A 12599-nucleotide genomic window follows, 5' to 3' on the forward strand; every position below is an offset into this window, starting at 1 on the left:
GTTGATCAAGGCTTGATTATACTCTTTCCAGTTATTGGTCTTGTAACGGACCTTGGTTTTACTCATGGCTCATATAACTAACGATGGAACATGAACGATCAGATCGTCACTTTCCGAAAGAGTTCAAACTGATTTACGCAACAAAGCCACTCTGTACATAAATTCGCAGACATACCAGCTAATACGATCTTATCAATACCACGTTTTCGTAACTGAAGAATTAAATCATTAGTCTCTGGTCCAAACACTTTGTGTGGGCTGGTGACCACAGTTTCATCATCGTTAATATAGGGCTTATAACGCTCTAACCAATCAGCCCCAGAACCTTCAAACCCTTCCGTAGTTAAAGCTCCTTTACGATCAAACATACCAATTTTGTGTATCAAAGTTTCTAACGCACCTTCATGATCCCATTCATGGTCATGAGGATAGTAATAATGAGGAGAAATAAAAACAGGTATTGACTTTGATTTAGCCGCTTTAAGCAACTTTTCAATATTTTCAACAGTTTTATTTTCCTCAACACTTTTTCCTACAACTCCCCAGGTCACACCTTTTGGACTAAGAAAGTCGACCTGTGGTTCGGTGATAACCAAAGCAGTATTGTCAATATTAAATTGTACGCCTGGATCAGGTAAATCCGCATAACTCACACCAGAAAAAAAGCCACAAAGTGCAGCAACTAGAATAGTTTGTTTTGTCTTTATAAACATAACCTCTCCTATAAACGTGAATATATTGATTGCTGGCATAATTATCATGTAAAATATTCAAACATTAAATGACCAAACGTCCACACTTAATGTCTAATCATCTTTAATCTAAATCTGCAAGGTGCAACATGGATATACTAAGCAATATTTTGCGACTGATGCGTTTACAAGGAAGTGTGTACTTTCGGTCTTGTTTTAGTTCTCCATGGGGAATTCAAATCAATCAAAATCGACGAGCATCATTTCATATTGTTGTTCATGGTCAATGTATGCTACAGATTGAAGGTATAAGAGAACCATTGTTATTATAAAGTGGAGGTATTGTCGTTTTACCACACGGTACCTCACATCAACTATTTGATACACCGGATAGCAAATGTTTACCTGGAGAGCACGTAATTGCAGCATATAGAAGTGGGGATTCTTTATTCGGTGGTGTTAATGAAAACTTTGATATTGTTTGCGGCTATTTTGAGTATGATCGATCTTGGCCGCACCCATTAATTAAATCACTGCCAAACTGCATTCATCTTCACCAAAAAGAACGAGGATAATTTAGTTGGCTCAATAATGCCTTGCACCAAATAATAGACAAAGCAGAAGCTAAACATCCAGGCGCAGAAGCTTTAATCGACCGCTTCACTTAAGTCCTTTTTATTCAAGTATTTAGAGCCCATATGAATCTTATGCTGGATACCAATAACTAGCTTTCTGCGTTATCTGACAAATCGGTGGCTAAAGCACTCTCTTTATTGCATACTGCACCGGAGAGAAATTGGACGATTAAACAACTAGCTCAAGAAGTAGGATTGTCTCGTTCAGCCTTTGCCTCTCACTTTCATGAACTAGTAGGACAACCACCGATGACTTATTTGTTCATTTTGCGAATGCAGTTGGCAAAGAGTAAAATTGAAGATACTTCTACTTCAATGTTGGATATAGCTGAGCAAATAGGCTATAAATCTGAAAGCTCGTTTAAAAAAGCTTTTAAGCGTTTCTTTAAGAAAACACCAACTTCGGTAAGAAATAAGAAAAAACTTGATAGAGATATCATCGCAAGTTGCAAATAAGGTCTATATAAAGGTAGCGTCAAATATAAGCACTACCTTTTCTAACAATAAACATAAGAGAAGTATATTCGAGAAAATTAAGTTAATTAATTTATTCTTTTCTTGATTTATCCAAAGCAATATCTATTTTAAATTCAATAGCTTTTTTCGTCCCTTTGTATAGCCTACCATTATGTAACATGTACCACTCATTAGGTTTATCAGTATCATTTATCAATTTGAAACCTCGGTAAATTTCAACCTTATGCGTTGATGTATTATAATTGTAATCATCTGATAACAGCACTGTTTTCTTGTCACACCACCAATCAATGCTTTCTTTGATAAATGCTTGTTCACCGATGACAACTTTGCTATTAATCCTTGCTTTCCAAGTATCAAACCCTCCCTCAGTACTCTCCATTAGATAACCACGGTAATGCATTCTTTTTACTACTATTTGTTGTTGACTTGAATTTGACTTTTCTAAACTTTCCTGTTTCTTTGCAAAACCAAATATTCTTACCAATCCAGTTATTATAGACATATATAGTACTCTAATCGAGTGCGCATCTAACATTAAAAATACCAAGCTAAAATCACCGCCTGAGTTTACAACACACTTTTTTATATTGTAATAGAGTTACCACAATATTAACCATCCAATTCATATTATCACAGCATTCAAACAAGGTTATTTTCCCTTCTTTTCAAACAATCAAATGATATACACCAAAAAACATACTCGCTAGAGTCGTAAATTTAATCATTAGAACAACGTCTCGATATAAAATATTGATTTAGAGCAAAGCTAAATCAATTCAACCCTAAAGGGGTATACCATGAAATCAGACACAAATGAAGTAATATTTACTGTTATACCAATTTATCACCCCAACTGTTATACATGAAAAGATATTTTCATTGTTATTATTACATTGAGAATGTGTGAAACAAACACTTTAATAATTACATTTTAATCAAGTGTTCATTTATATGTAACTCTTTCTTTTAATCTTACCTAATCCCATAAACAACAATAACCAGTATATATTATGGAAAAACTCATGTCGTTTAAAGAAGTACATATTTCCAGCTTGGTCGTACATTGCTATCCTGAGCATCTATCAAGCATAAAATTGCATATTGATACATTTAATGATGCCGAAATCTATGGCGATAGCCCTGAAGGTAAAATTGTTATTGTTTTGGAAACCGAGAATCAAGGTTTTATCACAGATACAATTGAAGCGATTAATAACATTCCAAATGTTTTGAGTACAGTGTTGGTTTACCATCAAATAGAAACCAACGTTGATGAAAATAAAATCAAGATAAAAAACACTAGAACAAAATATTCTCGAACCGAGGGTGAACTATGAAAATAACAAGACGAGCGTTTGTTAAAGCAAACGCAGCAGCATCAGCCGCAGCTGTTGCAGGTATTACTCTACCAGCTTCTGCGACAAACTTAATTGCCAGCTCAGATCAAACAAAAATCACATGGGACAAAGCACCATGTCGTTTATGTGGTACAGGTTGTTCAGTTTTAGTTGGCACACAAAACGGCAAAGTTGTGGCAACTCAAGGTGATCCAGAATCGCCGGTAAACAAAGGTCTAAATTGTATCAAGGGATATTTTCTTTCTAAGATCATGTACGGTAAAGACCGTCTAACTCAGCCACTTCTTCGAATGAAGAATGGTAAATATGATAAAGATGGTGAATTTATCCCTGTATCTTGGGATGTGGCTTTTGACACCATGGCTGATAAGTGGAAATCAGCCATGGCTAAAAAAGGCCCCTCAAGCATAGGTATGTTTGGATCTGGGCAGTGGACCATAATGGAAGGTTATACCGCTTCAAAACTAATGAAAGCTGGTTTTCGTTCAAACAATATTGATCCCAACGCCCGCCATTGCATGGCATCTGCTGTAGGTGCCTTTATGCGTACATTCGGCATCGACGAACCTATGGGTTGTTATGATGATTTTGAGAATGCGGATGCATTTGTGCTTTGGGGATCTAACATGGCGGAAATGCACCCTGTGTTGTGGACTCGAGTCACAGACCGTCGATTAAGTCACCCGCATGTTAAAGTGAATGTTCTTTCAACCTACTATCACCGTTCATTCGAACTAGCAGACCACGGTTACATTTTCGAACCACAAACGGATCTGGCAATCGCAAACTTCATAGCGAACTACATCATTGAGAACAATGCCGTTAACTGGGACTTTGTAAACAAACACACAAACTTTAAACAAGCGACAACCGATATCGGTTACGGCCTACGTGAGGATGATCCAAGACAAAAAGCAGCGGCTAACCCTAACTCAGGAAAGATGCACTCTATCTCTTTCGATGAATACAAAACATCAGTTGCTCCATATACAGTTAAAAAAGCATCAGAATTATCAGGCGTTTCTGAAGATAAGTTGATTGAGTTAGCTAAACAATATGCAGATCCGAATATAAAAGTTATGTCTTTATGGACGATGGGCATGAACCAACATACCCGTGGTGTATGGATGAACAGCCTAATTTATAATATTCACTTACTAACGGGTAAAATAGCGACTCCTGGTAATAGTCCGTTTTCTTTAACTGGTCAACCATCCGCTTGTGGTACTGCTCGTGAAGTCGGCACATTTTCGCATCGTCTGCCAGCAGACATGGTAGTTACCAACCCTAAACACCGTAAAATTACTGAAGATATCTGGAAACTTCCTGAAGGTACGATACCATCAAAACCAGGTTTCCACGCGGTAATGCAAGACCGCATGCTTCGTGATGGTGTATTGAATTGTTACTGGTTACAATGCAGTAACAACATGCAAGCCGGACCAAACATTAATACAGAACGACTTCCTGGTTTTAGAAATCCCGAAAATTTCATTGTGGTTTCAGATCCATACCCAACAGTAACAGCACTAGCCGCCGATCTTATTCTTCCTACTGTTATGTGGATTGAAAAGGAAGGTGCGTATGGAAATGCCGAACGCAGAACTCAAGCTTGGTACCAGCAAATACCTTGGCCAGCTAACGCCAAATCAGATACCTGGCAAATGATGGAGTTCTCCAAGCGTTTCAAGATGGAAGAAGTTTGGCCAAGTGAACTCTTGGATAAAGCCCCGAATTATCGCAACAAAACCATGTATGAAGTGCTTTATAAAAATGAGCAAATTGATAAATATCCAGAAACGGAAGCACAAGTATTGAACAACGAAGCTCACCATTTTGGCTTCTATGTTCAAAAAGGGTTATTCGAAGAATACGCTGCATTTGGTCGCGGGCATGGGCACGACCTAGCTCCTTATGACGAATACCATAAAGTACGTGGCTTACGCTGGCCTGTTATCGATGGAAAAGAAACACTATGGCGTTATAAAGAAGGCTCAGACCCTTATGTGAAAGAAGGAGCTGATTGGGAGTTCTACGGCAAACCCGATGGAAAGGCGCTAATTATTTCCGCGCCATATGAAGCTCCACCTGAGGTTCCGGATTCAGAATTTGATCTTTGGTTATGCACTGGTCGTGTGTTGGAGCATTGGCATACTGCTTCTATGACTGGCCGTGTCCCTGAATTATACAAAGCCGCGCCACAAGCAGTTTGTTACATGCATCCCACAGATGCTGCTAAACGCAATATACGAAGAGGTGATGAGGTACTTATCTCGAACAAGCGCGGTGAAATTCGAATTCGGGTTGAAACTCGTGGCCGTAATCGCCCACCCCAAGGTTTAGTATTTGTACCGTTTTTTGATGCACGTATCCTAATTAACAAGCTAATCCTAGATGCTACAGATCCTCTTTCTAAGCAGACAGATTTTAAAAAATGTCCAATTAAGATAACCAAGATCGCTTAATCTACAGCACTCTGACTGCCGATTTTCGGCAGTCAAGGACTAGTAAACAGCCATAAGGCGGAAAATGTAAGATGAAACAATTATTCGTTGCACTTCTTTCAGTTTGTGCGGTTATCACTTGGAGCGCATCTGCTGAGTTAAAAAAATCAATGTATGGTGAGAATGTACAATCTCTTCGCGGAATAACACAGCTAGAGAAAACACCTTCTACAGACGAATTAATTAAATATCCTCGTGAACAGATATTAGAAAGTAATTACGTTTATCAACCTCCCTTAATTCCACATAAAATTCGCGGTTACGAAGTATCGCTGAATGCAAATAAATGTCTTTCTTGCCATAGCTGGAAAACTTCTAAAATCATGGGAGCAACTAAGGTAAGTGTTACTCACTATGTTAATCGTGAAGATGCAGTATTAGCAGATATGTCTCCTCGACGTTACTTCTGTCTTCAATGCCATGTGCCTCAGGCAAACACAAAGCCAGTAATCAAGAATGTTTTTGAAACTGTTGATTCACTTAAACCTTAACTGAGTATATAGGCTTTATATGAAATTACTTAATGCATTATGGAAAAGACTAACGACCCCGAGTAAAGCTGCTTTAGGTATAGTTTTATTCATGGGTTTTGCAGGCGGTCTTTTATTTGGGGCGCATTTAACACCGGGCTGGAGGTAACAAACAGCGAAGAATTTTGTTCTGGATGTCACGCCCCTATTGTTAACGAAATTCAAGAAACAATCCATTATTCTAACCGTTCCGGTGTGCGTGCAATTTGTGCAGATTGTCATGTTCCTCACGAATGGACAGATAAGATTATTCGTAAGGTTCAAGCGTCAAAAGAGCTAATTGCTCACTTTATCGGAACGATCGATACACCTGAAAAATTTGAGGCTCGACGAGCCCATCTAGCAGAGCGTGAATGGTCGCGTTTGAAGAATAATGATTCTTTAGAGTGCCGTAACTGTCACGAATTTAATTATATGGACTTTTCAGAGCAAAGTTCTCGAAGCGCGAAGCAACATTCAACGGCCCTAGCCTCCGGTGATAAAACTTGTGTGGACTGCCATAAAGGCATTGCTCACAAACTTCCTGATATGCATGGTGTCGAAGGCTGGCAATAAGAGAGATAACAAATGAGCACTTTTGAATCCATTTTCTGGCACATCCTCGGGTACAGTGCCATGCCAATTATCATTTTATTCGGTTACGCTGTGGTTGCAGCAGTTTCAGTATTCATTTTATCCGTAAGTAAGGATGTTTAGTTTTTTATAATTTAAGTCAGCTTCTTCCGTTTAAGAAGCTGACCATTTCATTATTAATGATTACACAATTGAACAGAGTGAACAATATGTAAAGTCTTCTGTTTATTCTGTTATACCAATTTATATGAGTTACTGTTATACCGCTCTGGTCATTTTTTTGATATACTACAGGCCTACTATATGAAATCAGCCCTCAATAGTAGTTTACTCTTTTTGCACATTTTCATGATTTGTTTCGGCACTAATTTCACCTTAGTGCCATTTTTTTAAGGACTTTTAGATTAAATATCCCCCACTATCCTAACAAACCTCAAGCCAAATAAAAAATGTCTTATCTTAACTATTTGCAAATTGATTAATGTTGATTTAACTTTATTAATTTTGCAATTCACTCTCGCATAACCAACGTACTCACCACAACGAGTAACGAAATTATCAAAATACGAGAAAATATAAAGAACACAATGGTGATTAATTCAGAGATGAAATATAGAAAAAACACTTAAAACAAGTTAGCCTGGCAGTCATCGATGTCAAAAACCGTTACTGCCAAATAATTCAAGCCTCCTACATAAGATCAGTTAACATGTCGCTCCGAGTAACATGAAAATATACAGGTTAACTTCTCAGCTTCAGTGTTAAACTTACTTAACTTAGGAATATTAGTTGCAGAATATAATGAGACACTTTCTGGTTTAACAACTACAGAACAAGCAACTGGAATGTTATTTGATAACGATATGTAATCTAAAAAAACACAGTTTTGGACTGGAAAACTGAAACTATCCTTTCCAATAAGGACTGAACATGAATTATTTGATGACGAACTGAACATCGATTTCACAATCTTCGATGTTGTTTTGTTTAATGATTTATAAACTTTACATTCAGAACTTGCCTCTATATACAAATTCATATAATCAGCGTTTGCAATTACCATAGGAGTAAATAATAAGCATATAAAATATTTAGCAGTTTTCATAATTATTTTTCACTTAAATGTTGAACGTATCAACTATTTGTTTCATATCTTTTAATTCATTTTTAACCTTACTACTTACTTGTGCAGACTGTACTGCATAATTAGTATTTATATTAGAGATATTGCTAATTGATACAATGTTTTCGCTAATCTCAACTGCAACTAACTTTTGCTGCTCTGTCGCCGTTGCAATTTGCTCATTCATTCTTGAGATCGTTTTAATTGATTTTGTTATACCATCCAGAGAATTAATCGCTTTAGCTGCTTGTTTGACACCCATTTGGGCAAGCTTAGTATTATTGTCAATTGCATCTACAGCTTTTTGAGTTCCAGACTGTAAAATAGGAATAGTTCTATTTATTTCTGCTGTTGATTTTTGTGTGCGCTGTGCAAGCAAACGTACTTCATCGGCAACAACTGCAAAACCCTTTCCATGTGTACCAGCCCTGGCTGCCTCAATTGCTGCATTTAATGCCAACAGATTAGTCTGATCTGTTATTTCTTCAATAATACTCAAAATCGTACTTATCTCTTCGCTGTCTGTTTTTACTTTACTGATAAGTGACTCAAGTCCCTCAACTCCTTCAGATAGTGATGTAAGTGTATCAATGGCTGCTTTAACTTCATTGTTACTATTACTTGCCTCAGTTTCGGCATGCTGAGCAGCCTCTGCAGCTCTTAATGCACTCGATGCAACTTCTTTAACAGATTCTGACATCTGATCTGTTGCCGAAGCTACGTGATCAATTTCTTGTGACTGCTGGGCAATGCCTTGTCGTGTTTGCTCGGAAGCACTAGCAACTTTCTCCGTTGCAATAGACTGTTCCTTTACTGCCAAAGAAATATGTTGAACAATAGATTGAAACTTTTCTTGCATCTTATTGAAACTCTGAGATATATCACCTAATTCATCTTTACTATTGATAACCACTCTCATCTTCAAATTAGAGTTGGTCTCAATATCGTTAATGGTTTCCTGTATAACTTTCAGCGGCTTAGTTATAGATTTAATAACCATAAAAGATGAGATCGCAATCAGTAAAACAACAAGGAATAATATACTAGCTGTAATAAAATTTACCTCATCAATAGTAGAAGTAGCTGTATGTGAAAATCCTAGTGCTTTTTCTGCTGCATAGTCTTCAAGTTTCTTCATTTGCACATTAAGTAATATTACATGCTTTGCCCCCTTCCCCTTGGTTATTTCAGCTGCTTTTATCATTTCATTATGTAAAACAAAATTAATAACCTCTTCTCTTATAGGCTACCATTGTCTGAAAACGTCTATTGTTTCCTCGATAAGCTTCGCCCCCTCGACACCTAAAATCTTTTCTTTCACTATTGCTAGATTTTCAAAAACTTTTTCTTCAAGTCTTGATACATCTGTAATAGCAGCATCACGAGCTGCTAAATTTTTTGCTAGCACAACATCTTTCATACCTAGATGCATTCTAACAATATCTGCATCTGCATAAGTTGCAGCTCGAGTTACAGTTAGAGGGTGATTGTACATTTTAACTGTCAGGTTACCTATAAGCTCAATACGTGAAACAAAATAGCCCGATAAAACAATCATTGATAATATAACAAGAAAATAGTTAATTAACAATTTGGTTTTTACATTCATAACACTAGTGTACCTGTATAATTCTTTTGATTAGCAACAATCTCATTACTATAATTATTGTTCTTTATTACGAACGATAAGCTATTACTATTTAGGAGTGGCAATATAATGATGTAGATTAACAACATGTATAATCTAGTGCTTTTACATATCTTATTGGCTGGGAAAAATAGTAACCTTGATAAATATTAATATTAAGATCCATTAACGTATCAATTTGTTCTTTCGTCTCAACACCTTCAGATATAACTGTTATGTTGTTACTATTGCAATATCTTACAAATGACGAGAGGATGTTTTTCAGATCTTTGTTGTTTGATACTCGAGCAACAGTTTTCTTATCAATTTTTAAATAGTCATAAGTTAGTTCAACAATTGAAATTAGTGAGAAAAAACCACTCCCGAAATCGTCAAGAGCAACTTTAAACCCGCTTCTCCTTAATTTTCTAATATTCTGAATAAAAGAGTTACTCATAAAACTCTCAAATTCTTCTGTAATTTCAATTGTTATTTTATTCTTGATCGAAGGAACATCACCCACAATTCTTGTTATATCTTTTACAAAGCAGCTATCACTAATTTGATTGGGGGAAATATTCAATGAAACAAATACATCCGTATTGTTTCTGTGGTTGTAGTCAACAACAAACTGAATCGCTTCAGATATGATCCGGTAGCTTAACTGGTTAAGCTTCCCCATTTGACTAATAACAGGTATAAATTTAGCCGGATAAATCGTGCCATGCTTTTTATGTTTTAATCTAGCTAAAGCCTCAAATCCGACTATTTTCTTCTCTTGACCGTAATCTATTATAGGCTGATAAACAGCGAAAAATGATGACATATCACTCATGTTTTCCAACACACCTTTTATAGCCATAGCATCAGCACAAACATCATTATTACAACCATTTCGCATGTTTTTTCCCATTTTGGTTTTGAGTTATTGCATATGGCGATAACCCTAAAGAGTTTAAGCATCTTCTTATTTTGTATACTCAACACTTTATAAGGTCTTTAACTTTGTATTAAATTTGAACCAAAACAATATCTGCATATAAGCCAGTCTTATTTACTTATTTTTACACAGTAAACATGCTAATTGGTATAACAGTTATGATAATTATTAGCATAACAGCCTGATATGAATACATCTCATACTCAACGTATTTAATATCATGATCTAATCATCTGTACTAGACGCTTTTCACCCAAACTGTTATAGGGATGATAACCAAACAACTGGTATGATAAATTTTGACTCTATGCTTACATTTCAATTACTAGCAATATGGTGTTATCAACAAGGAACGTTAAAGATATGCAGCACTTGGCATATAATAAAGATCACAAATCAAGCACGAATATCCCATGCATTCAACTCAATCAATTTAATTTTCACAAATAAACTAACATATAAAACAGCACTCATAAAACCATATAAAACACAAATTAAAATTGATATTTTGTCTATAAAAGGGACTGTTAACTTGACTTTTAAAAAAGACACTTTCAAAAGCTATACAACTATTGTTGATATCGTCAAGCATCATATTCTGAGTAAGACTTGGTTGCCAGGTGATCGAATATCCTCTGTTCGAGTTATGAGTAAAGCGCAGGGATTAAGCCCCATGACAGTATTAAAGGCTTACGAATTTCTCGAGTCAGAAGGCTGGGTATACGCAAAACCAAGAGCTGGGTATTATGTATCCGCTCATCTAAATCAGATATTTAGCTTTGAAAGTAATCCTAAAACGGAAAATACAGAGCCAAAGATTATTGAGTCAAGTTATATTGCCATCGAGTTATTAAATGCCAGTAAAGAGCAGAGATTCACTCACTTTGGTTCAGCATTCCCTGATCCAAAATTATTTCCTATTAAAAAGCTTGGCTCGATGATGGGCCAATCTGCAAGAAAACAATCAACCTTAGAAAGGTGTAACGACTTATCTCCTGGAAATAGTGATCTTCGACGCTTGATCGCTCACCGCTATATACGAAATGGCATTAATATATCAGCAGATGATATAATTATAACTTCAGGAGCGATGGATGCGCTTCGCTTGAGCATCACTTCAGTAACCAAACCTGGCGATATTGTTGCAATTGAATCCCCTTCATTTTACGGTAGCCTACATACTTTAAAACAACTTGGTCTAAATCTAGTTGAAATTCCATCAGTCACAGGATGTGGTGTAAACATCGATGAATTGGAAAAAACCATTGAAAATAATAATATATCTGCGTTTGTTTTCATGAGTAACTTCCAAAGCCCTTCAGGAAAAACCATAAGTATCGAAAAGAAAAAAAGTATCTATCGTTTACTTGCGGCAAAAAACATTCCAATTATAGAAGATGATGTATACTCAGAACTCTACTTTACTGAAAACAAGCCACTACCTATCAAAGCTTTTGATACGCATGGCATTGTATTGCACTGTTCTTCATTTTCGAAATCTTTAGCCCCAGGGTTTAAGGTAGGATGGGTAGTGGCCGGTACTTATGTAAAAACATTGCAACGAAACCAAATTTTATCATCTACCTCAGCTGGAATACCTAACCAATCTGCACTAGCAGCCTATCTTCAATATGGTGGTTATGACGCACACTTACGACGCTTAAGACTTGTTCTAGAACAAAGAAAAAAACAAGCAGTTAAATTAGTAAAGGACTATTTTCACCCCGAAACTACCTTATCTCCTCCTTCAGGTGGTTACTTCCTATGGTTAGAGTTCCCTAAGGAAATTAATACTTCGTTTCTTTTCAAGACCCTATTAGAAAAACACCAAATAAGTATTGCTCCGGGCATGATTTTTTCGCGCGATAATAAATTCAAACATTGTTTACGTCTAAACTTTTCGTATGAATGGAATGAAAAAAATATAAACTCTCTAAAAACTCTAGCTAATAATATAAACATATTAATTGATAACAAAACCAGCTAATTAACAATTTTATAGGAAAAGTCACAATTAATTTCATTAAAATGAATACTATTTTTTCTTAGTAAGTACGTAGCTCATTATCTGAGCTAACTTCAATCTTTCAAGCAAGCTCAAATACCAGGCAACGCCTCTTAATTAGTGGCATTGCCT

Annotated in this window: 11 protein-coding genes and 2 pseudogenes; 8 read left to right on the forward strand and 5 right to left on the reverse strand. The window is 36.2% G+C overall.

Annotated features, from left to right (window positions below):
* Nucleotides 1-98 precede the first annotated feature (98 nt).
* Entirely contained in the window at nucleotides 99-713 is a 615-nt protein-coding gene (locus tag EIZ48_RS20110; RefSeq protein WP_160655382.1) for an isochorismatase family protein, read from the reverse strand.
* 128 nt (nucleotides 714-841) lie between these two features.
* On the opposite strand from EIZ48_RS20110, the pseudogene EIZ48_RS30110 reads away from it, so the two are divergent.
* Nucleotides 842-1267: pseudogene (locus EIZ48_RS30110) on the forward strand (cupin domain-containing protein).
* A gap of 177 nt (nucleotides 1268-1444) precedes the next feature.
* Nucleotides 1445-1783 carry a helix-turn-helix domain-containing protein gene (locus tag EIZ48_RS20125; protein ID WP_160655388.1) on the forward strand — a complete coding sequence of 113 codons (339 nt, stop codon included), beginning with the start codon at nucleotides 1445-1447 and terminating at the stop codon, nucleotides 1781-1783.
* A 91-nt stretch (nucleotides 1784-1874) separates the two neighbouring features.
* Here the strand turns inward: EIZ48_RS20125 and EIZ48_RS20130 are convergent, their stop codons facing one another.
* Nucleotides 1875-2309 carry a DUF3319 domain-containing protein gene (locus EIZ48_RS20130; protein WP_160655391.1) on the reverse strand — a complete coding sequence of 145 codons (435 nt, stop codon included), beginning with the start codon at nucleotides 2307-2309 and terminating at the stop codon, nucleotides 1875-1877.
* Nucleotides 2310-2829: 520 nt separating this feature from the next.
* On the opposite strand from EIZ48_RS20130, the gene EIZ48_RS20135 reads away from it, so the two are divergent.
* The 5 genes and pseudogenes from EIZ48_RS20135 (at nucleotide 2830) to EIZ48_RS20155 (ending at nucleotide 6895) form a co-directional block, all read left to right on the forward strand.
* On the forward strand, nucleotides 2830-3144 hold the full coding sequence (locus EIZ48_RS20135; RefSeq protein ID WP_160655394.1) for a chaperone NapD: 315 nt from the start codon (nucleotides 2830-2832) through the stop codon (nucleotides 3142-3144).
* Nucleotides 3141-5630: a periplasmic nitrate reductase subunit alpha gene (gene napA, locus EIZ48_RS20140; protein WP_160655397.1), complete on the forward strand. Its 2490-nt coding sequence runs from the start codon at nucleotides 3141-3143 to the stop codon at nucleotides 5628-5630. Before EIZ48_RS20135 ends, napA begins: the two co-directional genes overlap by 4 nt.
* A 71-nt stretch (nucleotides 5631-5701) precedes the next feature.
* Nucleotides 5702-6160: a nitrate reductase cytochrome c-type subunit gene (locus EIZ48_RS20145; protein WP_160655402.1), complete on the forward strand. Its 459-nt coding sequence runs from the start codon at nucleotides 5702-5704 to the stop codon at nucleotides 6158-6160.
* Between the two features lie 19 nt (nucleotides 6161-6179).
* Nucleotides 6180-6754, forward strand: a pseudogene (locus tag EIZ48_RS20150) (NapC/NirT family cytochrome c).
* 12 nt (nucleotides 6755-6766) lie between these two features.
* On the forward strand, nucleotides 6767-6895 hold the full coding sequence (locus EIZ48_RS20155) for a TIGR02808 family protein (protein ID WP_160655405.1): 129 nt from the start codon (nucleotides 6767-6769) through the stop codon (nucleotides 6893-6895).
* A gap of 995 nt (nucleotides 6896-7890) precedes the next feature.
* On the opposite strand, the gene EIZ48_RS20160 is transcribed toward EIZ48_RS20155, so the two are convergent.
* The 3 genes from EIZ48_RS20160 to EIZ48_RS20170 form a co-directional block, all read right to left on the reverse strand.
* Complete coding sequence (locus EIZ48_RS20160) at nucleotides 7891-9099, reverse strand: methyl-accepting chemotaxis protein (protein WP_160655408.1); 1209 nt, start codon at nucleotides 9097-9099, stop codon at nucleotides 7891-7893.
* A 42-nt stretch (nucleotides 9100-9141) separates the two neighbouring features.
* A complete protein-coding gene (locus EIZ48_RS20165; RefSeq protein ID WP_160655411.1) occupies nucleotides 9142-9504 on the reverse strand; it encodes an MCP four helix bundle domain-containing protein in 363 nt (120 codons plus the stop codon).
* A 118-nt stretch (nucleotides 9505-9622) separates the two neighbouring features.
* Nucleotides 9623-10423 (reverse strand): EAL domain-containing protein, encoded by an 801-nt coding sequence (locus EIZ48_RS20170; protein ID WP_160655414.1) that lies wholly within the window; start codon nucleotides 10421-10423, stop codon nucleotides 9623-9625.
* Between the two features lie 328 nt (nucleotides 10424-10751).
* Between EIZ48_RS20170 and EIZ48_RS20175 the strand changes: the two genes are divergently transcribed.
* A complete protein-coding gene (locus tag EIZ48_RS20175) occupies nucleotides 10752-12449 on the forward strand; it encodes an aminotransferase-like domain-containing protein (RefSeq protein ID WP_160655417.1) in 1698 nt (565 codons plus the stop codon).
* The last annotated feature ends 150 nt before the right edge of the window (nucleotides 12450-12599 follow it).

The sequence above is a fragment of the Photobacterium alginatilyticum genome (assembly GCF_009910675.1).
Taxonomy (GTDB): Bacteria; Pseudomonadota; Gammaproteobacteria; order Enterobacterales; family Vibrionaceae; genus Photobacterium; species Photobacterium alginatilyticum.